21 protein-coding genes and 1 riboswitch are annotated in these 26,639 nt (G+C 69.3%); of the genes, 11 read left to right on the forward strand and 10 right to left on the reverse strand.

Going from position 1 to position 26,639, the window contains the following annotated elements; translation table 11 throughout:
• Nucleotides 1-61: 61 nt before the first annotated feature.
• Nucleotides 62-1,279, forward strand: a complete 1,218-nt coding sequence (locus G9Q41_RS16690; protein ID WP_165633509.1) for an acetyl-CoA C-acetyltransferase — start codon at nucleotides 62-64, stop codon at nucleotides 1,277-1,279.
• 216 nt (nucleotides 1,280-1,495) lie between these two features.
• Complete coding sequence (locus tag G9Q41_RS16695) at nucleotides 1,496-3,718, forward strand: 3-hydroxyacyl-CoA dehydrogenase NAD-binding domain-containing protein (RefSeq protein ID WP_165633508.1); 2,223 nt, start codon at nucleotides 1,496-1,498, stop codon at nucleotides 3,716-3,718.
• Nucleotides 3,719-4,048: 330 nt separating this feature from the next.
• Here the strand turns inward: G9Q41_RS16695 and G9Q41_RS16700 are convergent, their stop codons facing one another.
• Nucleotides 4,049-4,915 carry a hypothetical protein gene (locus G9Q41_RS16700; protein ID WP_165633507.1) on the reverse strand — a complete coding sequence of 289 codons (867 nt, stop codon included), beginning with the start codon at nucleotides 4,913-4,915 and terminating at the stop codon, nucleotides 4,049-4,051.
• 148 nt (nucleotides 4,916-5,063) lie between these two features.
• Nucleotides 5,064-5,678, reverse strand: a complete 615-nt coding sequence (locus G9Q41_RS16705) for a TetR/AcrR family transcriptional regulator (protein ID WP_092527395.1) — start codon at nucleotides 5,676-5,678, stop codon at nucleotides 5,064-5,066.
• Nucleotides 5,679-5,803: 125 nt separating this feature from the next.
• Between G9Q41_RS16705 and G9Q41_RS16710 the strand changes: the two genes are divergently transcribed.
• Both G9Q41_RS16710 and G9Q41_RS16715 read left to right on the forward strand, forming a co-directional pair.
• Nucleotides 5,804-7,300 carry an NAD(P)/FAD-dependent oxidoreductase gene (locus G9Q41_RS16710; protein WP_165633506.1) on the forward strand — a complete coding sequence of 499 codons (1,497 nt, stop codon included), beginning with the start codon at nucleotides 5,804-5,806 and terminating at the stop codon, nucleotides 7,298-7,300.
• Between the two features lie 181 nt (nucleotides 7,301-7,481).
• Nucleotides 7,482-8,408 carry a DUF6319 family protein gene (locus tag G9Q41_RS16715; RefSeq protein ID WP_165633505.1) on the forward strand — a complete coding sequence of 309 codons (927 nt, stop codon included), beginning with the start codon at nucleotides 7,482-7,484 and terminating at the stop codon, nucleotides 8,406-8,408.
• A gap of 166 nt (nucleotides 8,409-8,574) precedes the next feature.
• Here the strand turns inward: G9Q41_RS16715 and G9Q41_RS16720 are convergent, their stop codons facing one another.
• The 4 genes from G9Q41_RS16720 to G9Q41_RS16735 all read right to left on the reverse strand — a co-directional run bounded on the left by G9Q41_RS16720 (nucleotide 8,575) and on the right by G9Q41_RS16735 (nucleotide 12,219).
• Nucleotides 8,575-9,435, reverse strand: coding sequence for a biotin-dependent carboxyltransferase family protein (locus tag G9Q41_RS16720; RefSeq protein ID WP_207631356.1), 861 nt, complete (start codon nucleotides 9,433-9,435; stop codon nucleotides 8,575-8,577).
• Nucleotides 9,432-10,043, reverse strand: a complete 612-nt coding sequence (locus tag G9Q41_RS16725) for an allophanate hydrolase subunit 1 (RefSeq protein ID WP_165633503.1) — start codon at nucleotides 10,041-10,043, stop codon at nucleotides 9,432-9,434. Before G9Q41_RS16725 ends, G9Q41_RS16720 begins: the two co-directional genes overlap by 4 nt.
• Before the next feature lie 4 nt (nucleotides 10,044-10,047).
• Entirely contained in the window at nucleotides 10,048-10,803 is a 756-nt protein-coding gene (locus G9Q41_RS16730) for a 5-oxoprolinase subunit PxpA (RefSeq protein WP_165633502.1), read from the reverse strand.
• Between the two features lie 198 nt (nucleotides 10,804-11,001).
• The gene (locus G9Q41_RS16735; protein WP_165633501.1) at nucleotides 11,002-12,219 is read right to left on the reverse strand and encodes an NRAMP family divalent metal transporter; all 1,218 of its coding nucleotides are present in this window, start codon (nucleotides 12,217-12,219) and stop codon (nucleotides 11,002-11,004) included.
• Between the two features lie 177 nt (nucleotides 12,220-12,396).
• On the opposite strand from G9Q41_RS16735, the gene G9Q41_RS16740 reads away from it, so the two are divergent.
• The 3 genes from G9Q41_RS16740 (at nucleotide 12,397) to G9Q41_RS16750 (ending at nucleotide 14,750) form a co-directional block, all read left to right on the forward strand.
• Nucleotides 12,397-13,107: a GntR family transcriptional regulator gene (locus tag G9Q41_RS16740; RefSeq protein ID WP_165633500.1), complete on the forward strand. Its 711-nt coding sequence runs from the start codon at nucleotides 12,397-12,399 to the stop codon at nucleotides 13,105-13,107.
• Nucleotides 13,104-14,276: an MFS transporter gene (locus G9Q41_RS16745; RefSeq protein ID WP_165633499.1), complete on the forward strand. Its 1,173-nt coding sequence runs from the start codon at nucleotides 13,104-13,106 to the stop codon at nucleotides 14,274-14,276. Before G9Q41_RS16740 ends, G9Q41_RS16745 begins: the two co-directional genes overlap by 4 nt.
• Nucleotides 14,277-14,339: 63 nt before the next feature.
• Nucleotides 14,340-14,750 (forward strand): hypothetical protein, encoded by a 411-nt coding sequence (locus G9Q41_RS16750; protein WP_165633498.1) that lies wholly within the window; start codon nucleotides 14,340-14,342, stop codon nucleotides 14,748-14,750.
• A 319-nt stretch (nucleotides 14,751-15,069) separates the two neighbouring features.
• Here the strand turns inward: G9Q41_RS16750 and G9Q41_RS16755 are convergent, their stop codons facing one another.
• Complete coding sequence (locus tag G9Q41_RS16755) at nucleotides 15,070-15,453, reverse strand: hypothetical protein (RefSeq protein ID WP_165633497.1); 384 nt, start codon at nucleotides 15,451-15,453, stop codon at nucleotides 15,070-15,072.
• Nucleotides 15,454-15,880: 427 nt separating this feature from the next.
• Here G9Q41_RS16755 and G9Q41_RS16760 point away from each other — a divergent pair, with 427 nt between their 5' ends.
• A complete protein-coding gene (locus G9Q41_RS16760) occupies nucleotides 15,881-17,953 on the forward strand; it encodes a transglycosylase domain-containing protein (protein WP_347567599.1) in 2,073 nt (690 codons plus the stop codon).
• 213 nt (nucleotides 17,954-18,166) lie between these two features.
• Here the strand turns inward: G9Q41_RS16760 and G9Q41_RS16765 are convergent, their stop codons facing one another.
• Together G9Q41_RS16765 and metE are read right to left on the reverse strand one after the other, a co-directional pair.
• On the reverse strand, nucleotides 18,167-19,141 hold the full coding sequence (locus G9Q41_RS16765; RefSeq protein WP_242687564.1) for a CPBP family intramembrane glutamic endopeptidase: 975 nt from the start codon (nucleotides 19,139-19,141) through the stop codon (nucleotides 18,167-18,169).
• A gap of 95 nt (nucleotides 19,142-19,236) precedes the next feature.
• A complete protein-coding gene (gene metE, locus G9Q41_RS16770) occupies nucleotides 19,237-21,528 on the reverse strand; it encodes a 5-methyltetrahydropteroyltriglutamate--homocysteine S-methyltransferase (protein WP_165633495.1) in 2,292 nt (763 codons plus the stop codon).
• 131 nt (nucleotides 21,529-21,659) lie between these two features.
• A riboswitch (cobalamin riboswitch) is annotated at nucleotides 21,660-21,919 on the reverse strand.
• Between the two features lie 241 nt (nucleotides 21,920-22,160).
• On the opposite strand from metE, the gene G9Q41_RS16775 reads away from it, so the two are divergent.
• On the forward strand, nucleotides 22,161-23,510 hold the full coding sequence (locus G9Q41_RS16775; protein ID WP_092523732.1) for a serine hydrolase domain-containing protein: 1,350 nt from the start codon (nucleotides 22,161-22,163) through the stop codon (nucleotides 23,508-23,510).
• 134 nt (nucleotides 23,511-23,644) lie between these two features.
• On the opposite strand, the gene G9Q41_RS16780 is transcribed toward G9Q41_RS16775, so the two are convergent.
• On the reverse strand, nucleotides 23,645-24,052 hold the full coding sequence (locus G9Q41_RS16780) for a VOC family protein (RefSeq protein WP_092523730.1): 408 nt from the start codon (nucleotides 24,050-24,052) through the stop codon (nucleotides 23,645-23,647).
• A gap of 281 nt (nucleotides 24,053-24,333) precedes the next feature.
• Here G9Q41_RS16780 and G9Q41_RS16785 point away from each other — a divergent pair, with 281 nt between their 5' ends.
• Nucleotides 24,334-26,001: a sodium:solute symporter family protein gene (locus G9Q41_RS16785; protein ID WP_092523728.1), complete on the forward strand. Its 1,668-nt coding sequence runs from the start codon at nucleotides 24,334-24,336 to the stop codon at nucleotides 25,999-26,001.
• 77 nt (nucleotides 26,002-26,078) lie between these two features.
• Nucleotides 26,079-26,366: a hypothetical protein gene (locus tag G9Q41_RS16790; protein WP_165633494.1), complete on the forward strand. Its 288-nt coding sequence runs from the start codon at nucleotides 26,079-26,081 to the stop codon at nucleotides 26,364-26,366.
• Nucleotides 26,367-26,639 lie beyond the last annotated feature (273 nt).

The following is a 26,639-nucleotide window of genomic DNA, read 5'->3' on the forward strand; positions in this document are numbered from 1 at the left end:
GTGACAGTGTTGGTGTCACACTCTTCATGGAGGACCGCCGCAACGAGGAGGCACCCCGCACATGTCCGAGGCGTTTGTCTACGATGCGATCCGCACACCGCGCGGTCGCGGCAAGAAAACCGGTGCGCTGTACGGGACGAAACCCATCAGTCTCGTGGTCGGGCTCGTGGAGGAGCTGCGTCGGCGCCACCCGAACCTGGACCCGGAGGTGCTCGACGATCTGGTGCTCGGAGTCGTCACCCCGGTGGGTGATCAGGGCGGTGACCTGGCCAAATCGGCCGCGCTCGCCGCGGGACTGCCGGAAACGGTGAGCGGTGTCCAGCTCAACCGCTTCTGCGCCTCCGGTCTGGAAGCTGTGAACACAGCCGCCCAGAAGGTGCGCTCCGGCTGGGAGGACGCCGTGCTGGCGGGCGGAGTGGAGTCCATGTCCCGCATCCCGCTGGGCACCGACGGCGGAGCCTGGGCCATGGACCCCGAGACCAACCTCGACACCTCCTTCGTCCCGCAGGGGATCGGGGCCGACCTGATCGCGACCCTCGAAGGCTTCGACAGGGAGACGGTGGACGCCTTCGCCGCGGAGTCCCAGACCCGCGCCGCCAAGGCCTGGGCCGACGGCCGCTTCTCCGAATCGGTCGTGCCGGTCACCGACCGCAACGGGATGACGGTGCTGGACCGCGACGAGCACGTGCGCCCGAGCACGACCACCGAAGGGCTCGCCGGGCTGGAACCCTCCTTCGCCGGGATCGGCGACATGGGCGGCTTCGACGCGGTCGCGCTGCAGAAGTACCACTGGGTGGAGCGGATCAACCACGTGCACACCCCGGGCAACTCCTCGGGCATCGTCGACGGAGCGGCGCTCACGCTGGTCGGGGGCAGGAAGTTCGGCGAGCGGAGCGGAATGCGCCCGCGGGCGCGGGTCGTCTCCGCCGCGCTGAGCGGGGGCGATCCGACAATCATGCTGACCGGTCCGGGGCCTGCCGTGCGCAAGGCGCTGGGCAAGGCCGAAATGGACATCGGAGACATCGACCTCGTCGAGATCAACGAGGCCTTCGCCGCGGTGCCGCTGAAGTTCATGAAGGACTTCGGAGTCCCGCACGAGAAGGTCAACGTCAACGGCGGGGCGATCGCGATGGGACACCCGCTCGGCGCCACCGGGGCGATGATCCTCGGCACGCTGGTCGACGAGCTCGAACGCCGCGGCCAGCGCTACGGGCTGGCCACCCTGTGCATCGGGGGCGGCATGGGAATAGCCACGATCGTCGAGCGCGTCACCGAGTGAGCCCTGCGCTCGTCCGGCGCGGTCGTCACCGAGAGGCCCCGCTGCGCGGGAAGCAGCACCGAGCAGTCCCCCAGCGGTGACCTCGCGGTCAACGCCGCTCCACGACGAGCACCAGCACCCCGCCCGAATCGCGCACCGATCCCCAGCACCCAGGTGCGGGGTCGAGGCCGCGCTCGGCGCGAACCAGTCAACCCCGAGTCTTCGAAGGACGGACCGATGAGCGAACAGAGCACCATTCGCTGGGACGAGCCCGAGGCCGACGGCATAGTCGTGCTCACCCTCGACGATCCCGAACAGCAGGCCAACACCATGAACGAGCGCTACCTGCGCTCGATGGAGACGACGGTGCAGCGCCTGGAGGAGGAACGCGACCGCATCTCCGGCGTCGTGATCACCTCGGCGAAGAGCACCTTCTTCGCGGGCGGGGACCTGCGCGAGCTGATCAAGGCCCGTCCGGAGAACGTGGACAGAACAGTCGAGACGAGCAACACGGCCAAACAACAGCTGCGCAGGCTGGAAACCCTCGGTATCCCCGTCGTCGCCGCGCTCAACGGCACCGCGCTCGGTGGTGGCCTGGAGATCGCGCTCGGCTGCCACCACCGGATAGCGCTGGACGCCCCGAAGGTCCGCTTCGGCTTCCCCGAGGTGAGCCTCGGACTGCTGCCGGGAGCCGGTGGGGTCGTCCGCACCGTGCGCATGCTCGGCATAGCCGACGCCCTGCTCGGGGTGCTGACCCAGGGGCAGCGGTTGCGCCCGGGCAAGGCCCGCGACCTCGGTCTGATCGACGAGCTCGTCGAGGACACCGACACGCTGATGCGGCGCGCCAAGGAGTGGGTCCGGCAGAACCCGGAGGCGAACCAGCCCTGGGACCGGAAGGGCTTCAAGATCCCCGGCGGAACCCCCGCCGACCCGAAGTTCGCCGCGAACCTGCCCGCCTTCCCGGCCAACCTGCGCAAACAGCTCAAGGGAGCGGACCTGCCAGCCCCGAGGAACATCCTCTGCGCCGCGGTGGAAGGCGCCCAGGTGGACGTGGACACCGCGCTCACCATCGAGGGACGCTACTTCGTGGAGCTGCTCTGCGGGCAGACCTCCAAGAACATGAGCAAGGCCTTCTTCTTCGACCTCGACCACGTCAACTCCGGCGGGAGCAGGCCGGAGCAGCAGCCCGAGTGGTCGGCGCGCAAGGTCGCCGTGCTGGGCGGCGGCATGATGGGCGCGGGCATCGCCCACGTCTGCGCCAAGGCGGGCATGGAGGTCGTGCTCAAGGACGTGTCCGCCGACTCGGCAGCCAAGGGCAAGGAGTACTCGGCCGGAGTGCTCGAGAAGGACCTCGGCAAGGGGCGGATCACCGAGCGGGAGCGCGACGAGGTGCTCGACAGGATCACCCCGACCGGAAGCGGTGACCAGCTGGCCGGGTGCGACCTGGTGATCGAGGCGGTCTTCGAGGACCCCGAGGTCAAGCACCGGGTTTACGCCGAGGCGGAGCAGTGGGTCTCCGCCGACGCGCTGATCGCGTCCAACACCTCCACGCTGCCGATCACCCACCTCGCCGAGGGGGTGAGCAGGCGGGAGGACTTCATCGGCCTGCACTTCTTCTCCCCGGTGGACAAGATGCCGCTGGTCGAGATCATCCGAGGTGAGCGGACCGGGGACGCGGCCCTGGCCAAGGCCTTCGACGTCGTCCGGCAGATCAACAAGACCCCGATAGTGGTCCAGGACAGCAGGGGGTTCTTCACCAGCCGGGTGATCGGAACCTTCCTGAACGAGGGCGTCGCGATGCTGGGGGAGGGAGTGTCCGCCGCCTCGATCGAGCAGGCCTCCGCCCAGGCGGGCTTCCCCGCACCGGTGCTGCAGCTCTTCGACGAGCTCACCCTGACGCTGCCGCGCAAGATCAGGGACGAGTCGAAGCGGGCGGTCGAAGCCGCGGGCGGCACGTGGACCGGGCACCCGGCCGACTCGGTGCTGGACAGGATGGTCGACGAGTTCGACCGCAGGGGGCGCTCCTCCGGAGCAGGCTTCTACGAGTACTCCGGGGACGGCGAGCGCCTCGGCCTGTGGGACGGGCTCGCCGAGCACTTCGGCGCGGGCAGCACGGACCCCGCCGAGATCGCCTTCACCGACCTGAAGGAACGCATGCTGTTCGTTCAGGCGCTGGAGACCGTGCGCTGCCTGGACGAGGGCGTGCTCACCTCAGTGCCGGACGCCAACATCGGCTCGATCTTCGGAATCGGCTTTCCGCCGGCCACCGGAGGAGTCGTGCAGTACATGAACGGGTACCCGGGCGGGCTGCGCGGTTTCGTGCGGCGCTGTCGGGAACTCGCCGAGCGCTACGGCAGCAGGTTCGACCCCCCGGCCTCGCTGGTCGCCAAGGCCGACACCGGGGAGGTGTTCGACGTGGGTGAGCCCGATGGGGAAGTTGTTTCGGCCACTGCTGCCTGACGGATGGTCGGCGGTGCCGGTTGCTTGGGTGGTTGCGTGGCGGAACCTCTCGCGGGCTCTCGCTGCGGCCAGGCCCGACATCGGGTAGCCACCTACACAACGTCGGGCCTTCCTCGCGAGAGCACCCCGAGAGGACCCGCGGCGGTGCCGACTGCTCAGGCTCGTAAGCACCTGGGTTGGAGCGGAGCTCTTGGTCGGGAGTTCCGGACCGGAATTCCCGGAATTCGGCGGTGGTGCCGGAGGGCGGCTCCGCACCGGGCGACCCGGTCGGACGAGCAAGCCCGGGCGCGGACTGCTTCGTCCGCGCCCGGGCGTTTCGCTCGGGGTGCTTCAGTTCAGCGCTCCCGCGGAGCGCAGCACGTCGCCCACGGGCAGCGTGCGCCCGCCGAGGCTGGTCCCCTCTCCCGCGGAGAGGGTCTCGGAGGGGTTCTTGACCAGGCCGGTGACCGCGTCACGCACGGCCCCGGAGGGGTTGTCGTCCAGCTTGCGCACAGCGGGGGACTGCTTCGCGGCCGGAACCACGTGCCCGACCTCGGGCAGTTCCACCGGTTTCTGCGAGCTGGTCAGCGGGGAATCGCTCACCGCCCGGGTGACGGTGCCCACCGGGTTGGTCAGCGGCTTGGCCTCGTAACCCTGAGCGACAGTGGCGTCCACGGCCGTGTCGGCCGCGGACATGCCCTCGTGGTTCGAACCGCGCGGGCCGACCTCGGCGTTGAGCAGCTCGCCCTCGCCGCTCTTGCTCTTCAGGACGCCGGTGTCCTCGGGCCGCACGTTGACCCCGACCTCGGGGCGGGTCTTGCTCAGCTCGTCGACCTTCTTCGTGGTGGCCCCGACCTGGCCGAGCAGCCTGCTCGCCTCGCCGGACTCCAGCGCGGGCTCCTCGTCACGCACCTCGTTGGCCAGGCCGTGGCTCGCCCTGGTTATCTCCTTGCCGACCTCCTTGACGAGGTTCGGCGCGTTCGCGTGCAGCGTGGTGTCCGCGCAGGGAACCTTCTGCTCACCGGGGACATCGGGCTTCTGGCAGGTGTCCACCGGGGCGGTGAACCCGATCTCGTCGGGCACCTGCGAGAGGTCCGGCTTGGCGAGGTCCGGCGTCGTGGCCTCCGGGGAGTCGGCCGCAGCCGTCCCCGCTCCGACTGCGGCGAACCCCGCGGCCACCACAACAGCGTTCAACGTGCGCGTGGTCCAGGGGCGCAAGATCAGTACTCCTTGAAATCCGAGGTAACGGGCTTGGTCGTCGACACGCCGAGACCACGTCGACCGGAGGGACGTGTTCGGGCGTGACAATCGACCTACGCGCTCGCATCGGAAGCACTGCAGACGATCTTGAGCGGCTGTTGACCTCTTACGCCTGATCGTGTGAGTTCGAGGTTGATTCGCTCTTCTGCCCCAGCTCCCCGGAGAGGCTCGGCCAGATCAACGCCATCAGGTGCTCGGTGACCTTCTCGGGGGTGACCTCCGGGCGGCTCTCCCGCCACAGCGCCATCCGCTCGCAGGCACCTATGATCGCTTCGGCGAAGGCCTCCAGGCGCGACTCCTCGGTCGCCGGTAGCGAACTGCGCAGCATGTTCGCCGTGAAGTCGACCTGCTGTCTGCGGACGGCCTCCAGCTCGGTGTCCAGTCCCGTCCCGGGAACGGCCGACTCGTTGCGCAGCAGCGCCCACGATCGCGCGTGCTCCTCGCCGAAGCGGAAGAAGGCGAGCAGCCCGTCGTGCAGCAGTTGCTCCGGGTCGCTCGCGCCTGCGGCCGCGGCCGAGGTGCACTCCAGCAGCTCCCGCTTGGCCCGCTCCAGGCAGGCCAGCAGCAGCCCGTCCTTGGAACCGAAGTACTCGTAGAGCATCGGTTTGGACAGCCCGACCCGCTGCGCGATGTCGTCCATCGACGCAGCCTGGTAGCCGCGGGTGGCGAACACCTCCTCGGCGGTTCGCAGGATCTGCTGCTCCCGCTCGGCCCTGGACATTCGCTTGCGACCGGAACTGGGTTGCTGGGCGGTCTCCACGAAAATCACCCTACCGCAAGTAACCCTACTCGTAGTAGCCTACCGGTTAGTAAGATCACTTCGCTCGACTCGGGAGGTATCGGGGGATGGGTAAGCGACAGCGGGAACAGCGCCGACACGACACCTCCGTCGTCATCGTCGGAAGCGGCTTCTCCGGGCTCGGCACCGCGATCCGGCTGAAGAAGGAGGGCATCCACGACTTCGTCCTGCTGGAGAAATCGGACGACCTCGGCGGGACCTGGCGGGACAACACGTACCCGGGCTGTGCCTGTGACGTCCCCTCGCTGATGTACTCCTTCTCCTTCGAGCAGAACCCCGAGTGGTCGAGGATGTTCGCCGAGCAGGGCGAGATCGAGGAGTACCTGCGGCGCTGCGTCGACAAGCACGGGGTTCACGAGCACATCCACTACGGCGTCGAGTTCACCGGCGCGGAGTGGGACGAGGACAGCCACCAGTGGCACGTTTCCACGGCCGACGGGACCGAGTACGTCGCCAGGGCCCTGGTCTCCGGGCTCGGTGCGCTGCACATCCCGAACTACCCCGAGCTGCCCGGCCTGGAGCGCTTCCAGGGGGAGAGCTTCCACTCCGCGGACTGGAACCACGACTACGACCTCACGGGCAAGCGCGTCGCTGTGGTGGGCACCGGGGCCAGCGCCATCCAGTTCGTCCCCAAGGTCGCCGAGAAGGTCTCGAAGCTGAACCTGTTCCAGCGCACCCCGCCGTGGATCCAGCCCAAACCAGACCGCCCGCTGCCCGAGCGGGTCCAGCGCGCCTTCCGCAGGCTGCCCCTGCTGCAGCGCGCGGTGCGCTTCGTCATCTACATGACCCTCGAGTTCCGCTCGGTCGCCGTGCTGCGCGAACCGCGCCTGCAGCGGATATCGCAGTGGCTGGCCAAGCGGTTCATCCGCAAGCAGGTGCACGACAGGAGGGTCCGGGAAGCCGTCACCCCCGACTACGCCATGGGGTGCAAGCGCATCCTGCTCTCCAGCGACTTCTACCCGGCGCTCAACCAGTCCAACGTGGACCTAAACACCAGCGGCGTGTCCGAGGTTCGCGAGAACTCGGTGGTCGACGGCGACGGGGTCGAGCACCCGGTGGACGCGATCATCTTCGGCACCGGCTTCCACGTCACCGACGCGTTCGACCACCTGTCGATCGTGGGCCGCGGCGGGCGCAAGCTGCAGGACGCGTGGAAGGACGGCATGGAGGCGCACAAGGGGATCACCGTATCCGGCTTCCCCAATCTGTACTTCCTGCTCGGGCCGAACACGGGGCTGGGGCACAACTCGGTCGTGTTCATGATCGAGTGCCAGATCAACTACGTGCTCAGCATCCTCCGCCCCATGCTGCGCGGCGAGTTCACCCAGGCCGACGTGCGGCAGTCGGCGCAGGACGAGTTCAACTCGCGGATCCAGTCGCGGCTCAAGGGGGCGGTGTGGTCCGCGGGAGGCTGCCAGAGCTGGTACCTGGACGAGAACGGCGTGAACCGGACCCTGTGGCCGGGCTTCACCTGGAACTACTGGTGGCAGACCCGCAAGGCCGACCCCAGGGACTACGAGATTCAGCGCTCGGGGGCGCGTTGAGCATTCGCACGGACGTTCGATAAACTTCCGCAGTCAGTTCGTGTGAGCCCATCCCGGCAAACTCGCAGGCCGCCGCCCGGCGGAGTGGATTCCGTGAGCCGTCGTGCTCCGGGAACCACCGGCGTTCGGAGGTTCCGGCGGCCGTCGCGGGTGAATGCCGTTGTCCACTCGGGGGAAGCCGATGTCCGAGGCCCGTGCACTGTCGTCCGAACAGATTCACGGTCTCCGTGAGGAACTGGATAACGGGGAAACGCCGACCGTCTGGTTCACCGCCTCGGCCGTCGGCGTGGACGCCGAGCGCTCCGGCAAGGTGGTGTCCATGGACGAACCGGCAGAGGGCGAGTTCCTGCAGGTGCGCCCCGCCGGTTCCAAGGACGTGCTCTCGTTCTCGGCGGCCGAGGTGACTCTGGACAAGCCCGCGCGCAAGCGCAGGGACAAGAGCTCCGGACAGAGCGGTGCCGGACAGAGCGGTGCCGGACAGGGCAAGGGAGCCGAGCAGTCCGCGACGAAGAGCTCGTCGCGGAGGGCCTCCGGTTCCGGTGCCACGTCGGCCGCGTCCACCGGCGGCGGCTCCACGACAGCCACGACCTCGACGAAGACCGACTCCGCGGGCGGTTCCTCGGCGGGGGACTCCTCGTCGAGGGGAACCGCGACGAGCGGGACTTCGACGACCGGCACCGCGACCGAATCGGCCGGTTCCACCAGGTCCGCGAGCGGACGGGGGAGCGGTTCGAGCGGAAGCACCGCGAGCACCTCCTCCGAGCAGTCCGGCGGGAAGGAAACGGCAGGCTCCAAGCGGTCGAGCACCTCCCGGAGCGGCACCACGGCCAGGAGCGGAGCCAGCCGCACCACGGGCGCCTCGGTGACCATGATCGCGGGCTCGAACGGGCAGTGGACCGTCGAGGTGAGCAACGGCAAGAAGCGGGTGCTGCGCCCCACCGAGATCCCCGCCTCGGCGGTGGGACAGGCCGCCAAGGCCCTGCACGAGGACGTGGCCGCGGCAGTGGAGCCCCTGCTCGAAGCGGAACGCGAGCACCAGCGGGCCCGGGTCGAACAGCTGCAGCGCGAGCTCGAGGAAGCCCAGCGCAAGTTGAACGAACTCACTTGACGAGGGTGCTCGGCTCGGTTTGCTCGCGGCGGTGCCGACTGCTCAGGCTCGTAAGCGCTCGCGTTGGTGTGGATCTCTCGGGTGGGAGCTCCTGTTGAGGGATCGGCGGTGCCGACTTCGGGGAACGTTCCGCGCGAAACGTTTCGAGTGAGCGTGGTCGACCGAGCTACCGAGCCGGGCGGAAGCGCAGGCGCTGTCCGGGGCGAGCCTGGGCCGCCCTGTCGACGTCGGCGGAACGAACCACCGCGATGACGGGATAGCCCCCGGTCACCGGGTGGTCGGCCAGGAACAGCGTCGGCTCGCCCGAAGGCGGGACCTGCAGCGCTCCGGAGACCATGCCCTCGCTGGGCAGCTCCCCGGCGCCGGCGCGCTCCAGCAGCGGGCCGTCGAGCCGCATACCCACCCGGTCGCTCCGCGGAGTCACCCGATACGTCCCGCTGAACAGCGTGGACAGCGCTCCTTCCGTGAACCAGTCGGCCCGCGGCCCCGGCACCACGGTCAGCTCGAGATCCCCAGCTGGTGGTCCCGGAACCGGGGCGGCGTCCACGACGGGGAAGTCCGCGGGGGGAGATCCCACGGGCAGCAGGTCCCCGGCGCGCAGCGGATCCGGCCCCAGACCGGACAGCGTGTCCGTGGAGCGCGAACCGAGCACCGGTTCCACGTCGACACCGCCCCGCACGGCCAGGTAAGCCCGCGAACCGCGTTCCGGTGCTCCCGTGGTCAGTTCCGCACCGGCGGGTACGCGCAGCACCGTGTTCACCGCGCCCCCACGTCCGTCCACTGCGATCGGACAGTCGGCTCCGGTCACGGCCACGGTGAGCGCCCGTCGAGCGCACAGCGCCAGGCCGCCGAGAGTGATCTCGATCGCCGCGGCCTCCTCCCGGTTGCCGACCAGCCGGTTGGCCAGCCGCAGGGATCCCCGGTCGGCCGCACCGGAAACTCCCACCCCGATGTCGCCGGCCCCGGCACGCCCCAGGTCCTGCACGGTCGCCAGCGGCCCGGTGGACAGCACTCGCAGATCGCTCAACGCGCCTCCTCGAACCGCACGCGGACCCCGGGCCGGAGCAGGGCCGGTGGCTGCCGGTCCGTGTTCCAGATCTCCAGCTCGGTGCGTCCGATCAGTTGCCATCCGCCGGGGGAGGAGCGCGGGTAGATCCCGCTGAACTTCCCCGCCAGGCCGACCGCGCCCCGGGGAACCCGGGTGCGCGATTCCGAGCGCCGCGGGACCTCGAGCCCGGGGGAGCCTCCGGCGAGGTATCCGAAGCCGGGGGCGAACCCCCCGAAGGCCACCGTCCAGTCGGTGCCGGTGTGCTCGGAGACCACCTCGCGTTCGCTCAGTCCGGTCAACTCGGCCACCTCTCCCAGGTCGGCCCCGTCGTAGACGACCGGAACCCGCACCAGCTCCTTCTCGGGAATCCCTCCCGGATCGGGGCGGGTCTCGCGCACCACGCGTTCGAGCTCGACCGGATCGGCGTGCCGCGGATCCAGTTGCAGCAGCAGGGTTCGCGCCGCGGGAACGAGATCGGTCACCCCGGGGAGGCTGGAGCGGGACAACGCGGAGTAGAGCGCGTGCACGCTTTCCAGGTCGTCCAGTTCGACCAGCAGTCCCGCGTCGGCGAGGGGGAGGACGCGCACGGGGTCACCTCCGGACTATCGGCGTGGGGGTGGTGCCTGCCGCGACCAGTCGATCCCGCACCGCTCGCGCGATGGTCACGGCCTCCGGGGTGTCACCGTGCAGGCAGATCGAGTCGGCCGCGACCTCCAGCTCGCTGCCGTCGACGGCCTCGATCGGTTCCGCACGCGCCAGCCGCAGGCAGCGCGCGGCGATGGCCTCCGGGTCGGTCAGCACCGCGTTCGGCTCGCTGCGGGGCACCAGCGTGCCCTCGGGGGTGTAGGCGCGGTCGGCGAAGGCCTCCCGGAAGGTGCGCAGTCCGCGCTCCTCGGCCAGCCGCAGCCACAGCGAACCGGGAAGTCCCAGTGCAGCGAGGTCCCGGCCGTAGCTGTGCACTGCCTCGACCACGGCGGAGGCCTGCTCGCGGTGACTCACGATCGCGTTGTAGAGCGCGCCGTGCGGTTTCACGTAGGAGACCTCGGCCCCCTCCGCTCCGGCGAGCGCCTCCAGGGCGCCGATCTGGTAGAGGACCTCGTCGGTGAGCTCGGTGGGCGCCATGTCGACGAAGCGCCGCCCGAACCCCAGCAGGTCCCGGTAGCCCACCTGGGCACCGATCGCGACTCCCTCCCGGGCCGCCCACGCGCACGCCCGCCGGATCACCCCCGGGTCGCCGGCGTGGAACCCGCACGCCACGTTCGCGCTCGTGACGATGCGCAGCAGCGCCTCGTCGTCGCCCAGTTCCCAGCGGCCGAAGCTTTCGGCGAGGTCGGCGTTGAGATCCATGACCGAGATCCTTTCAACGGGATTCCGCCCGGCTGACCGGGTCCTAGTTCGTCCTTCGCTCTCCGGGGCGGTCCCCGGCCGCGCTCCCCGGGCGTTCCGGCGAGGGCCCTCGCTCGGTGCCGGGTGCCGGGGTCCGGTCCGAGCGGCTCACGTGCCGGAACGGCCCACCCGCGCGGAGCTCCGCTCCGCCGCGAGCCGTCAACTCCAGAGGGCCGCCATACCTCTGAGGGAACTGAGCCCGAGGTACAACGTCAGCAGCCACGCGAGCACGCCGATCGTCAGCAACCAGCGCGGGTGCCGGTGGCCGCCGAGCAGGTCCCGGCGTCGGGCCGCCACCCACAGCAGTACCCCGAAACCGACCGGCAGGATCAGCCCGTTGAGAGCCCCGGCCAGCACGAGCAGCGTGGCCGGTGCCTGCTCCAGCACCAGGAACACCACCGTGGACAGCGCGATGAATCCCGCCACCAGCCAGGAGCGGCCCCACTCCAGGGCGGGGGACAGCGTGGACAGGAACGATATCGAGGTGTAGGCGGCGCCGATCACGGAGGTGATCCCGGCGGACCAGAGGATCACCCCGAACAGGCGCGTGCCCACGGCTCCGGCGGCGTGCCCGAAGGCCTCCGCGGTGGGGTTGCCGCTCGTGAGCGTGGCCCCTCCGGCGACCACGCCGAGCAGCGCCAGGAACAGCACGATGCGCATCACGCCCGTGACCAGCAGCGAGGTGACCGAGCTGCGCGTTATCTCCCCGACGTGCTCGGGGCCGCTGATCCCGGCGTCGACCAGCCGGTGCGCTCCGGCATAGGTGATGTAACCACCGACCGTGCCACCGAGCAGCGTGGTGATCGACAGGAAGTCGATCCGCTGCGGCAGCACCGTCTGCCGCAGCGCCTCCCCGACGGGCGGGGAGGAGGAAACGGCCACGTATCCGGTCAGCGCGATCATCAGCACGCCGAGCACCAGCACGAGGCGGTCCATGGCGACCCCCGCGCGCCTGCTCGCGAAGACACCGAGCGCGATCAGCGCCGAGACGGCGCCGCCGATCTTCACGTTCAGTCCGAGCAGCGCGTCCAGTCCGAGGGAGGCCCCGGCGAGGTTGCCCACGTTGAACACCAGCCCGCCGAACACGACCAGCACGGCCATGACCGAACCGAGCCCGGGAAGCACCCGGTTGCCCAGGTCCTGCGCGCGCGTCCCCGATACGCCGATGACCCGCCACACGTTGAGCTGCACCGCGATGTCCAGCAGGATCGACAGCACTATCGCGAAGGCGAAGGCGGCTCCGAGCCGCACGGTGAACTCGGTCGTCTGGGTGATGAACCCCGGACCGATGGCGCTGGTCGCCATCAGGAACACCGCGCCGAGCAGCGTCCCCCGCTTGGCCGCCGCTCTCGGCGGGCTCGTGGTCTCCTCGGTCACGGCGCTCCCATCCTCGCGTTGCCCGAAAGTGATTACAGATGAACAAGTGAATTGTTGAACAATTTTGCTGCATGTCAAGAGATCGCTCCGGTAAACTCCCCCCGACCCGTCGATGTCGCCAGGAAGCGCACGCGGCGGGTGCACCGGGAAGAACCACCACATCCGCTTGGGGGCACGATGGGCACCGCCGAGGACTGGGTGGAGCTGCTCGCCTCCGACCGGGAGCTGCTCGATCGCACGAGCACCGCCGAGCGAGTGGCGGACCTGCTGCGCCAGCGCGTTCTCGAGGGGGGACTCGCCCCGGGGACCCGGCTGTCCGAGGAGAGCGCGGGCCGCGCGCTCGCGGTGTCCCGCAACACGCTGCGCGAGGCGTTCCGGCTGCTGGTGCACGAACGGCTGCTGGTGCACGAGTTCCACCGGGGAGTGTTCGTGCGGGTGCTGTCCGTCGACGAGGTCGTCGACCTGTACCGCGTCCGGCGACTGCTCGAGACCGGTGCGCTGCGGACCTCGGAGGAACCCGCCCCCGAACGGGTCGCCGACCTCGGGCGCGCCGTCGACGCGGGGGAGCGAGCGGCACGCCGCTGCGAGTGGCACGAGGTGGGAACGGCGAACATGCGCTTCCACCAGGCCGTGGCCGCCCTGGCCGGAAGCCCGCGGGTGGACGAGACCATGCGCCAGCTGCTGGCCGAGCTGCGACTGGCCTTCCACGCGATGCCGGAGCTGCGGGAGTTCCACGAGCCCTACCTGGAGAACAACCGCCGGATCGCCGAGCTGGTCGGGGCGGGTCACCGCTTCGATGCGGCGAACAGGCTCGAGGAGTACCTGGACGCGGCCGAAACGCAGCTGCTCGCGGAATACCGCCGCTTCCCGGGGGAGACGCACCGTTGAGCACCCCGGCGCCGGGCGCGGCCCGGACGGGCTACGGGCGCTCGTTCGGGATGCTGCTGATCGTCACCCTGGGAGCTTTCACCGGGTACGTGCTGCTGTTGCCGGTGGTTCCGCTGTGGGCGGTGCGCGCGGGGGAGAACGAGACGGGCGCCGGGCTGACCAACGGCGTTTTCATGCTGGTCACGGTGCTGACCCAGCTGCTCATGCCCTGGTTGCTGCGCAGCTGTGACCCGCGAGTCCTGCTGGGGGGCGGAACACTGCTGCTGGGACTGGGGGCGCCGCTGTTCGGGCTGTTCACACGACTGCCCGGCCTGCTGGCCGTCTCCGGGCTGCGCGGGATCGGTTTCGGGCTGCTCACCGTGACCGGCAGCGCGCTGGTGGCCGAGCTGGTGCCCGCGCACCACCGCGGGCGTGCCGCGGGACTCTACGGACTGGCAGTGGGAACTCCCCACGCGTTGATGTTGCCGGTCGGGGTCTGGCTGGCCGAGACGCTGGGTTTCGTCCCGCTGTTCTGGATCGCGGCGGCGGTGCCCGTCGTGACCGCGGTGGCCGCGCTGGGGATCGGCGGGGTCGACGAGCAGTCGGGGAGGCCGGAGTCGGCGGGCGAGGCGGCAGGCGGCTTCCCGCTGCGCGAGCTCGCCGCGCCCTGGCTGGCGATGGCCCCGGTCTCGGTGGCCGCGGGAGGTCTCGTGGCCTTCCTGCCGCTGGCCACGGGAGCGACGACGGGATCGGCCGGGCTGCTCGCCTTCGGGATCGCGACCGTCGGGTTCCGGTGGGTCGCGGGACACCTCGGGGACCGCCTCGGTTCCGGGCACGTACCGCTGCCCGCGATGTCGCTGGCCGCTGCCGGACTGGCGCTGCTCGCGCTGGGCAGCGCTGGCGCCGGGTGGCTCGCCGTGCTCGGTGCGCTGGCGCTGGGAGCGGGATTCGGCGGGCTGCAGAACGCGGCGCTGGTGCTGATGTTCGAACGCGCCGACCCCGGAGCGGCCAGCACCGCGTGGAACGTCGCCTACGACGCGGGCAACGGGGTCGGCTCGGTGGGGCTGGGGGCCGTGGTGGCCGCGAGCGGTTATCCCGCGGGATTCGTGACCTGCGCCGTGCTGGTCGCCCTCGCCTTCCCCGCTGCCGTCGCCGCTCGCGGGGGGTGGCCGCGGCGAGCAGCGAGGTGAGATCCACCTCCGGTGCTTCCGAGCGGCTGAGCCGGGATCCCGTCCCGGTCCTACAATGGCGGTGTGAAGGGCAGGCTGGTTTCGCCGCGCTGGGTGCTGCTGCACCTGGTTTTCCTGGCCGCGGTCGTGGCCGCTGGCTGGTTGGGCTGGTGGCAGTGGGAGCGCGCCCACGAGGCGGGCGGCAGCTTCCAGAACCTCGGCTACGCCCTGCAGTGGCCGCTGTTCGGCGGATTCGCCCTGTTCCTGTGGTACCAGGTGGTTCGAGCGCTCAACGGCACCGAGCCGCACGAGGAAGCCGAGCCCGTCGGGGAATCGGCGGCCCCCGAGGAGACCGACTCCTCCACGTCGGAGCGCTCCCGCTCACGGCGCTCTCCGGTCCCACCCCCGGCGCCTCCGGTGACCGAGGAGGAGGACCCCCAGCTCGCCGAGTACAACCGTTATCTGGCAGAGCTCAACGCCTCCCGCAGTGAGTGAAGTTTTCCGTCCACCCCTTGGCGTAGGTGGTTCCGTGGCGGAACCTCAGTCGGCGCCCGGCTGCGGGTGCCCCGACATCGGGTAGCGACCTACACAACGTCGGGGCCGTCCTCGCCGGGCACTCGACTGAGAACCCGCGGCGGTGCCGGTTGCGTGGGCTCACAGCGTTCGCGTTGGGGTGACGCTCTGGTCGGGAGTTCTTGTTTGAGGGTTCGCGTCGGCTCGGTTCGCTCGGTGGGTTTCGCAGCGGACCAACTGTTCCGAACGACGCATCCGGGGGACACCGGTGCGAGGATCGCCCCGGAGTGGGTCCGGGGCGTCAGCCGTTGAACTCGATCCTGCCGAACTGGCTGCCCTGCACGACGTTGTTGGCCGTTCCGGAGAACTGGTTGTTGACCGCGTGGTTTCCGGAGCCGGCCAGCTCCTGGTGGATCGGGGCGCCCTCCGCGCGGAGCTTCGCGGAGAACTCGCCGTCATCGGACTCCAGCCGGTCCAGGCGGCGCGCCAGCGCGGCTACCTTCGGGTGATCGGCCGGGCGGTCATCGGCCGCCTCCAACGCCGCGGCGGTTTCCGGGTCCTCTTCGGACTTTCCGCGCAGCAGTTCGCGCACCTTGGTCAGCGCGGCCGAACCGGCACTGCCGAGTGCCGCGGCCGCCTGTCCGGCGAGCGCGGCTGCGACGGATTCGAGGAACGGGTCGGTCATGCTGCCTCCGACTGGATGCGCGCACCGGTCGTTGACCGCCCAACCGGTCCGCTGCGGACGGTGTTGACTCGCTCAGTGTATCCGCGCGTGCGTCCACCGTGTTCCGCGAATCGATCTTTCCGCGTCCCCGCTCCACGCCGCTGCGAGGTGATTTCGGTCACCGCCGCGTCACCGCGCCGGTGGTTCCTCCGGCGTACGGGCTCGTGAACGGGTGCACAGCGGAGTTGTGGCGGGCGGGGATGTGATATCAAAGTGGCTGAGCGACGACGGGGAATCGGGACGGTGCCCGATGCGACCCGGCGCCACGATCCCTCGTGGGTTCCACGGCCCTCGCCGGTTTCGAGGGCGCGGTTTGTTCCGGAACCCGATGTCGATGCTCTGCTCCGTGTACACGAGTGTGATTGGGGCTGGCGTGCGGCGCGGTGGCGTGCTGTTGAAACTGTTCGGACTTTGCGTACTCGCCGGGGTGCTGGTGGCCAGCCTCATGCTGCCCGCGGCTCTCGGCGCCGGGGCGGCGGTGAACGAGACCACCTCGGCCATGTCGCGAATGTCCAAATCGCTCCAAAAGGCGCGAATGCCGTTGACCACCAAGGTGTTGGACAGGAACGGCGATCCGATCGCCTACTTCTACGACGACTACCGGATTCCCACTCCCCCGGGCAAGATCTCGAAGACCATGAAGTCCGCGATCACCGCGATCGAGGACAAGCGGTTCTGGGAGCACAACGGTGTCGACTGGCAGGGCACCATGCGCGCGCTCGCCACCAACGTCAGCAGCGGCTCGGTGGAGGAGGGCGCCTCCACCCTGACCCAGCAGTACGTGAAGAACTACCTGGTGCACGTGGCCGCGGACAGCAAGATGGAGCGGCACGACGCGAAGGAGACCACCGTCGCGCGCAAGCTGCGCGAGGCGCGACTCGCGGTGGAACTGGAACGCACCATGTCCAAGGAGGAGATCCTGACCTCCTACCTCAACGTGGTGCCCTTCGGCAACCAGACCTTCGGGGTGGGAGCCGCCGCGCAGACCTACTTCGGCACCACGCCGGACAAGCTGACCGTTTCGCAGTCGGCGCTGCTGGCCGCGCTGGTCAACGCCCCGGGAGCGCTCAACCCGAACGTGAACCCCGAGGACGCCAAGAACCGGCGCAACATGGTGATCGACCGGATGGCCAGCCCCGACAACGGGATCCGCATCACCGAGGAGGACGCCGAGCGGGCCAAGAAGAAACCGCTCGGGGTGCTGGATCCGCTCGGCCGTCCGCCGAGCAGCTGCATCGGCGCCGGGGGCAGTGCCACCAACGGCTTCTTCTGCACCTACCTGCGCGACTACCTGAACCGCGCGGGATTCAGCGACAAGGAACTGGACCAGGGCGGCTACACCATCCGCAGCACGCTGGACCCGAAGGCGACCAAGGCGGCCAAGAAGGCGGCAGAGGCGCAGATTCCGAAGCGCTCCGACGAGGCGGCAAATCCGATGGCGATCGTCGAGCCCGGCCAGGACAAGCACGAGGTTCGCGCGCTGGTGGCCAACAAGGACTTCGGCAACGACGCCAGCGAGGGGCAGACGGCCTACGACATCGTCAGCAAGGTTCAACCCTGGGGTGCGGGATCGGTGTTCAAGATCTTCACCGCGGCCGCCGCCATCCAGCAGGGCATGAGCCCGTACGACGAGATCCCCGTGCCCGCCGAGTACACCACCCACGCGTTCGGCGGTGGGAAGGCGTGGACGGTGCACAACGCCGAGGGCGTGAGTCCGGGTTCCAGAACCCTGCAGGAGGCGCTGGCGACCTCGCCCAACACCGGGTTCGTGATGCTGCTGGAAAAGGTCGGGCTGGACAACGCCGTGGACATGGCGACCAAGCTCGGGCTGCGCCGCAGCATGACCGAGGTGGACGAGAACGGCTACTCGCTGGAGGAAGGCGAGCCGACCCACGCGGAGGCGATCAAGCAGCACGACAAGGGCTCGTTCACGCTGGGCGTGGACTCGGTGAGCGTGCTGGAGCTGTCCAACGTGATGGCCACCATCGCCAGCGACGGAAAGTGGTGTCCGCCCACTCCGGTGACCTCGATGACCGATCGCAACGGTGACCCGGTCGGGCTCAAGGGGCAGTCCTGCGAGCAGGTGGTCTCACCGCACACCGCGCACGGGCTGGCGCAGGGACTGGGCGACGACCACAAGCCGGGAGGCACCTCGCACGCGGCCGCCAAGGAAGCGGGGTGGAACCGCCCGCTGATGGCCAAGACGGGAACCACCCAGAACTACCGCTCGGCGGTGCTGGTCGGGGCCACCCCGCAGATGGCCGGGGCCGTGATGACCTACTCCACCGGCGGTAGTCCGGAGGGGATCTGCGTCAACGGCAGCGCCCCGCCGTACCAGTGCGGGGACTTGGCGGGCAACCTCTACGGCGGGACGATCCCGGCCCGGACCTTCTACCCCGCGATGAAGAAGATCCACGAGGGCAAGCCGGTCAAGCAGCTGCCGAAGGTGCGCGGCGACTGACGGTCCCCTCGACGCGCCACCCGAGCAAGCTCGCGCGGCCGCGGCTCGCCACCCCGGCAGTCGGCACCGTCGCGGGCTCTCCCGTGGTGCTCTCGCGAGGAAGGCCCGACATCGGGTAGCCACCTACACGATGTCGGGCCGCGCCGCAGCGAGAGCCCGCGAGAAGGTTCCGCCCAGCGAGCACCTGCGGCAAGGGCGAGCGGAACGCTTCGATCAGCGGTGGTGGAAGCGGGGAACGCCACGGCTGATCCCCGGCTCGTCCACCTCGCGCGCGGGAAGTCGCACCGGGAGCTTCTGCAGCGCGATCAGCAGCAGGATCAGCAGTCCCAGCACGATCCAGCCGGTCCAGCCGAGCAGCCCCACCGAGACGTTGGAGACCGGCTCGCCCGGTGCGTTGAACACCGTGGGCAGCAGCGCCGCGGCGTTGAGGAAGCCGTGCGCGATCGCGGCGGGCCAGACGCTGCCGGAGGCCAGCCGCAGCCAGCCCAGCAGCGTGCCGACCAGCACGCAGAAGACGGTCATCAGCAGGAAGGCGGCCACGCTGGGCACGGCGGGGTAGTTGTAGCCGAGCAGCAGCAGCGGGGCGTGCCACAGTCCCCACAGCACTCCGGTGACCAGGAACGCCCCCGGCTGTCCCAGCGGAAGCAGCGCCCTGTTCAGGTAACCGCGCCACCCCAGTTCCTCGCCTGCGGCGGGAACGACGTTGAGCCACCCGAACACGAACACGTTCACCAGCAGGAGCAGCAGGCTGGTGATCGCGGAGTCCGGGGTCTGCTCGGTCAGGGCGAACTGCAGCTGTCCCGGCAGGTCCGTGAAGTCCAGCCAGCGCGCGTCGTAGACGGTCAACGCCCATCCGACGACCAGCGTCAGCATCATCGCCAGCGGCGCGCCGAACCAACCGAGCAGGCCGTACTTCCACCACCCGCGCACTCCGCGCGGGTGGGTGATGCCGATCTCGCGCAGCACGCGCCTGCTCGGGCTGATCCACCTGCTCGTCACCAGGGCGGCGACGCTGGGCATGAACATCATGGCGATCAACAGGGGCGGGTACCAGGTCGAGTTCAGCCCCTCGCCGGAAAGCCACAGCGGCAGGGTCAGCAACCACGCCGGGATGTAGGCGATCAGAACGAAGCCGACCGCACCGCGAACGTCCACTCGGTCGTACTCGGAGTTCATCCGCTCAATCATGCCAACTCCCCGACGACGTGATCAGCACAACCCTCCGCTCGATCCCCGTGCCCGCTCGTGAGCCCGAGCGGGCACGGGGTCGGTCGAGCGCGGAGTCAGGTGCTCAGCGAGTCACGCACCCGCCGCGCAGCGGTGCGCACGTTGCCCAGCGCCGCTTTCACCTCCTCGTAGCCGCGGGTCTTGAGCCCGCAGTCCGGGTTGACCCAGAGGCGTTCGGCCGGGACGGCCTCCAGCGCCGCGTGCAGCAGCTTCTCGATCTCGTCCACCTCGGGGACCCGCGGGGAGTGGATGTCGTGGACACCCGGCCCCACCCCGTTGGCGAAACCGACCGAGTTGAGGTCGTCCAGCACCTCCATCCTGGAGCGCGCCGCCTCCAGGCTGGTCACGTCCGCGTCCAGGTCCACGATCGCGTTGATGACCTCACCGAACTCCGAGTAGCACAGGTGGGTGTGGATCTGGGTGGAGTCGCTGACCCCCGAGGTGGCCAGCCGGAAGGAGCGCACCGCCCAGTCCAGGTACTGCGCGTGCTGCTCGGAGCGCAACGGCAGCAGCTCGCGCAGCGCGGGTTCGTCCACCTGCACCACGCCGACACCAGCCGACTCGAGGTCGACCACCTCGTCGCGGATGGCCATGGCCACCTGGTTCGCGGTCTCGGCCAGCGGCTGGTCGTTCCGGACGAAGGACCAGGCGAGGATGGTGACAGGACCGGTGAGCATGCCCTTCACCGGTTTGTCGGTCATGCTGCGGGCCGTCTCCGTCCACCCGACGGTGATCGGCTCGGGGCGCGAGACGTCGCCGAACAGGATCGGCGGCCGCACGCACCGCGAACCGTAGGACTGCACCCAGCCGTTCTCGGTGCTGACGAAGCCCTCCAAGTGCTCGGCGAAGTACTGAACCATGTCGTTGCGCTCGGGTTCGCCGTGCACGAGCACGTCGAGCCCGAGCTCCTCCTGCAGGTCGATCACACGGCGGATCTCGCCGGTCATCGCGGACTCGTAGGTGGCCCGGTCGATCCGGCCGTTGTGGAACCGCGCGCGTGCCCCGCGCACCTCGGAGGTCTGCGGGAAGGAACCGATCGTGGTGGTCGGCAGCGGCGGCAGGTCGAGCGCCCGCTGCTGCTCCGCACGCCGCTTCGCGGGGTCGCCACGCCGCGCGTGCTCGGGACGCAGCTCCGAGGTGCGCGAGCGCACCCGCTCGTCGCGCGACCTGGCCGCGGCCCGGCGGTCCTCGACCGCGGCACGCCCCCTGTCGAGCTGCTCGCGAACGACGTGACGGCCCTCGTGCAGCGCGCGGTCGAGCAGCACGACCTCCTCGACCTTCTGCTCGGCGAAGGCCAACCACGACTTGACCTGCGGGTCGATCTCGCGTTCGGCCGAGACGTCGTGGGGGACGTGCAGCAGCGAGCAGGAGGTCCCGATCGAGACCTCACCGGCGACGCCGAGCAGGGTGGCCGCGGTGGAGAGGGCCTCGTCGAGGTCGCAGCGCCAGATGTTGCGACCGTCGACGAGCCCGGCGACCAGCGTCTTGTTCCGCAGTCCGGTCAGGCCGGAAAGCACGTCGGGCGTGGTCGAACCCGCGACGAGGTCCACCCCGACGGCCTCGATCGGAGCGGAGGCGAGCACTCCGAGGGACTCGCCGGGGTCGCCGAAGTAGGTCGGCACGAACAGCTTCGGCCTGGTGGACAGTCCGCCCAGCCGCGCGTAGGCGGTGCGCAGCCTGTCCAGTTCGGCCGAACTGCGGTCCGCGGCGAAGGCGGGCTCATCCAGCTGCACCCATTCGGCGCCCGCCCGGTGCAGCTCCTCCAGCAGTTCGGCGTAGACCGGCAGCAGGTCGTCCAGCCGATCCGCGGGGGAGAAGGAGGCGGGGGCCTCCGCGGTGCTCTTGGCCAGCAGCAGGAACGTCAACGGCCCGATGAGCACCGGCCGGGTGGTGATTCCCAGTTCACGGGCCTCCCGGAACCGCTCGACCGGGGTGCGGTCGGAGAGGCCGAACCGGGTGTCCGGGCCGATCTCGGGTACGAGGTAGTGGTAGTTGGTGTCGAACCACTTCGTCATCTCCAGCGGAGGTGTGGACTCCGCTCCGCGGGCCATCGCGAAGTAGGTGTCCAGCGGGTCGCGACCGAGATCGCGGTAGCGCTCGGGAACCGCCCCGAGCGTCACGGCGGTGTCCAGCACCTGGTCGTAGTAGGAGAACGTGTTGCTCGGGACGGATCCGAGTCCGGCCTCGTGCAGCCTCCGCCAGGTTCGCGCGCGCAACTGCCCGGCCGTTTCGCGCAGCCGGGCCCGGTCGGTCTCACCGGACCAGTAGTTCTCCAGCGCCCGTTTGAGCTCACGGCGCGGCCCGATGCGGGGATAGCCGAGTACGGTGGATCCGATTTGGCTGGTCAAAGCTCTCTCCTCGCGAGCTCGACGGCATGGTTGGCCGGAGGCCTCGAGGAAAGTGGCACAGGTGTCGTGGTCGCGTGGGAGCGTACGACCCGCCGTCCTGCCGGCCTTCCCGCGAGGCCCCGGACTCGCGCACCGGAGTGCGCATCGATGGCAGGTCTTCGGACTCGTGGGCACTACCGGCCCGGCCGGTTCTCCTACTCGCCGTCGGCTTCCCGGGCGGTTCTCCCGTCCAGTGCCGTGCTCCGAACGCGATCCTCGTCGACCGCGTGGGGACGGCGTTCGTTCCCACTCACCGCTGCGGGGCAGTCCCGGATTCGCACCGGGTTCCCTCTTGCCTCACCGGGCGGGACGTTCTCGTCACCGCCGGTGAACCACCGATGCACGCATGGTTGCGTGCTCGGCCCGGTTTGGCAAGTCCCCAGTGGTTCGGTCCAGGCCGGTGGAGGGGGCGGGCGAGGCGTTTCGGCAGCGATTTCGGCTTCCGGTGTATTCTCGGTCACAGCGCGGTCCGTCCGAGTTTCGCCGAGCGGAGCGGAAAGGCGTCGCGCTTCGGGGAGTCGAGTGGCACACTTTACGGGTCGGTGCCGCGGGTGAACTTGCGAACGGGAGCTCCCGCGCGGAAGCATGTCCTCATGCCGAGCGAACTGCTGCCCACGACTCGACGCGCCCTGTTGCGGCGACTGGCCGTCGAGCAGTCCCAGAACCGTGTTCCCTCGTTGATCGCCGGGCTGGTCCGCGACGGTGAGACCCTCTGGGTGGACGGCCGGGGATCGGTGCGCACCGAACCGCCCACGGCGAACACGCAGTACCGCATCGGTTCCATCACCAAGACGTTCGTGGCCGTGCTGGTGCTGCGCCTGCGCGACGAGGGGCGGTTGGAGCTGTCCGATCGCTTCGGCGACCACGTCCCGGGAACCGTTGTGGACGATCGCCCGATCTGGCAGCTGCTGGCGCACAACAGCGGGTTGAGCTCCGAACCGGCGGGGCAGTGGTGGGAGCGCGTTCCCGGCGACACCCCGGAGAGGTTCGTCGCCTCGGTGGACGATGCGCAGCTGCGCGAGGAACCCAGGCACGTCCTGCACTACTCCAACACGGCGTTCGGGCTGTTGGGCGAGCTCGTCGCGCGGCTGCGCGGTGAGGACTTCGCCACCGCGCTTCGCGGGGAGATCCTCGATCCGCTCGGCATGCGGCGCACGACGATGGAGCCGGTGGAGCCCTACGCTCCAGGACTGGCCGTGCACCCGTGGGCCGACGTGCTTCAGCCGGAGCCGGCCGAGGACGCGGCGGCGATGGCCCCCGCCGGACAACTTTGGTCCACTGTGGATGACATGGTCCGCTGGCTGCGCTTCCTCATGGGCGAGACCGGTGAGGTGCTGCACCCCGACACGCTGGCCGAGATGCGCCAACCGGCCAGCGTGGACGACGGTGCCGAGTGGAGCCGGGGGTTCGGACTCGGTCTGCAGCTGGCGCGCCACCGGGGGCGCAGGCTTGTCGGGCACGGCGGGTCGATGCCGGGGTTCCTCGCGAACGTACTGGCCGATCCGGAGGAGGCGACCGGGGTGGTCTTCCTGGCCAACACCACCTCCGGGGTTGGGGCGTTGGCCACCGATCTGCTGGACGTGCTCGCCGAGCACGAACCGCGCATCCCACCGGAGTGGCATCCGAGCACAGAGGTCTCGGAGGAGACGCTGGCGCTGACCGGGCTGTGGTACTGGGGACCGATTCCGCACCTGATGCGGGTGCTGCCGGACGGGCTGCTCCAGCTGTCGGCCTGGAAGGGGCCGGGCAGGACCTCGAGGTTCCGCTACGCGGGGGAGGAGACCTGGATCGGCCTGGACGGTTACCACCGCGGGGAGCCGCTGCGCGTCGTCCGTTCCGCGGACGGGACCCCCGCCCACATCGATCTGAACACCTTCGTGTTCACCAGGGCTCCGTACGATCCGAACGCTCCCGTCCCCGGCGGAACGCTTCCGTGGAAGTGACCGGTTGATCCCGCCGGAGGGGCGGAACCGCTCCGCCCCTCGGTTCACGGCCGTCCCCACGCGGGGCCGTCGGGAACGTCTCACCGGACGGGCAGGGCTCGTCCGGTCCGCCCCGTCGAACCGCCGGGTGAGTTTCAGCCGTCCGTTCGGTCCGGCAGGTTGGCGAACAGGTCGACGTGGTTGCCATCGGGGTCGAGCACGGTCGAGTAGCGCTGTCCCCACGGTGCGTCCCAGGGAGCGTGGTGTCCCCGGTGGCCCGCCGCGGTGAGCTCCGCGTACGTGCTGTCGACGCCCTCCGGCGAACCGCAGTCGAAGGCCAGGGCGATGCGGTGCCTGTCGGAGGACGGTTCCTGATCGGGCTCGGTCGTCCACACCGCGTCCGCCCTGTCCCACATGAGTCGAACTCCCGTGGGCAGGGCGGCCTCCACGTGGGCCTCCGCGTCGGCGGAGGCGGGCAGGTCCAAACCGAGCCGCCGGTAGAAGGCCAGCGTTTGCGCCATGTCGTCGGCGACCATGCCGACGGCGCTGAATTCGATGGACATGACGGCAAACTAGCCGGTCGAGGGGCTCCCCGAGTTGAACGAGTCGGTCGGGACGTGGTGAATTCGTTGAGTAGTTGACCGTGTCGCCCGTGCTTTGCCTCTCGAATGCCGAGTGACCTCCGATTTCCGGCGAGCGGAACACGGGGTGTCACTCGGGAAGTCGAGCACCGATCATGTGTTGACCGTCACCCGATCGTGTCGTAGGTTGTTCGAACAACGTTCGGCATACCGAACATGCGATTGGAGAGCCAACTCGCGGACGGCGACAGGATCGGACGACGATGCACACTCTGGCCGATGGGCTACGGCTGTCGTTGAACTGGATGGACAGCCTCATTCTTGTCATCTATTTCGCGGTCGTTATCGGGATCGCGTTTGCCGCAAAACGAAGCGTGCACTCCACGCTGGACTTTTTCCTGTCCGGGCGCTCGTTGCCCGCGTGGGTCACCGGACTCGCGTTCGTTTCGGCGAATCTGGGGGCGACCGAGATACTCGGAATGGCCGCGAACGGGGCACAGTACGGTGCCTACACCATTCACTGGTACCTGATCGGCGCCATCCCCGCCATGGTCTTCCTCGGCCTGGTGATGATGCCGTTCTACTACAACTCCAAGGTGCGCAGTGTTCCCGAATTCCTGCTACTGCGGTTCAGTCGTTCCTCGCACCTGCTGAGCGCGATACTCTTCGCGGTGGCCTCGGTGCTCATAGCGGGTGTGAACCTCTACGCCCTGGCCATCGTGCTGCAGGCCCTGCTCGGCTGGCCGATTCCGCTCTCGATCATGGTGGCGGGGCTCTTCGTGCTCGCCTACATCGTCATCGGAGGGCTCACCTCGGCCATTTACAACGAGGTGCTGCAGTTCTTCGTCATCGTCGCGGCACTGGTGCCGCTCACCGTGCTCGGGCTGGTCCGCGTCGGCGGTGTCGGAGGTCTGCTGGACAAGGTGACCGCCTCGGAAGGGGCGCAGTTCCTGAGCGCCTGGGGCGGCACCGGATTCGGCCAGGACAATCCCCTGGGGGCCAACTGGCTGACCATCACCCTGGGACTCGGTTTCGCCATCTCGTTCGGCTACTGGACGACGAATTTCGCCGAGGTCCAGCGGTCCCTCTCGGCGAAGAACCTCTCCGCCGCGCGGCGCACCCCGTTGATCGCGGCCTTCCCCAAGATGTTCATCCCGCTGATCGTGGTGCTTCCCGGCGTGATCGCGCTGCTCGTGCAGCCGAACATCGGTCAGCCCGGAAGTGGGTACGACTACAATTCAGCGATACCGCTGCTCATGGCGGAGCTGTTGCCGAACGGTGTTCTCGGATTGGCCGTGACCGGGCTGATGGCCTCCTTCATGGCGGGGATGGCGGCCAACGTGTCCAGTTTCAACACGGTTTTCACCACCGACATCTGGCAGGCCTACATCAAGCCGGCGATGTCGGACGCGCACTATCTGATGATAGGCCGCGTCGTCACCGCGGTGGGCGTGCTGATCGGGATCGGGACGGCGTTCATCGCGGCCTCGTTCAGCAACATCATGAACTACATGCAGACGTTGTTCTCCTTCTTCAACGTCCCGCTGTTCGCCACCTTCATCCTCGCCCTGTTCTGGAAGCGGATGACCGCCCAGGCCGGTTTCTGGGGTCTGCTGCTCGGAACGCTGGCTCCGGTCGGTTTCTACAGCCTCTACCGCGCGGGAATCGTGGAGATGGGCAGTGATCAGGCGGTCAACATGACCTCCTCGATCATCGCCTTCGCGGTCGACGTCGCGGTGAGCGTGCCCATCGCCCTGGCGACCCGGCCGAAGCCGGCCGAGGAACTGGTCGGACTGGTCTACACGAAGGCCGATGCCAACACGCGGGGCGAACTGCAGAAGGGCGACGACGCCTGGTATCGCAAACCGGCCCTGCTCGGTTGGGGAGCGATCGTGCTCGCGGTGTTGTGCTACATCCCGTTCTCCCTGTGAGGTTTCGTCGCGAGTTCGGCGCGGCCGGGTGCTGCTCACCCGGCCGCGTGTCGGAGTTCCAAGTTTGGAGGTAACCGTTGTCCGAGCAAACGGATTCCGGAGAGGACCGGCGCGAAACCGGGAACTCGTCCGCGTCGACGAAGCTGTTCGACATCCGGACGATCATCGGCGGGCTCTTCGTCGTGTACGGCGTGCTGGTGGGGTTCGCCGGCATATTCCCCACGAAGGAGGGGCTGGCCAAGGCCCAGGGCATCAACATCAACCTGTGGACCGGGCTGTCGATGCTGGTGCTCGGTGGGCTCTTTCTGCTCTGGGTCAAGTTGCGTCCGCTCGAGGCGCCGGAGGTTCCCGCAGAGGAGGACTGATCTTTCCTCAGGTCGGCGGTGCCTATTGCTTGGCGGTGCGGGTGGCGGAACCTCTCGCGGGCTCTCGCTGCGGGTGCCCCGACATCGGGTAGCGGCCTACACAACGTCGGGGCCGTCCTCGCGAGAGCACCACGAGAGAACCCGCGGCGGTGCCGACTGCTCGGGCTCACAGCGCTTTCGTTGGGGTGAGGCTTTTCGGGGACTGGCTTGTCGTAGGTGGTTGCGCGGTGGTGCCTCTCGCGGGGTCTTGCTTCGGGCACCTCGACATCGGGT

The organism is Actinopolyspora sp. BKK2 (genome assembly GCF_011291845.1).
In the GTDB taxonomy this organism is placed as follows: domain Bacteria; phylum Actinomycetota; class Actinomycetes; order Mycobacteriales; family Pseudonocardiaceae; genus Actinopolyspora; species Actinopolyspora saharensis.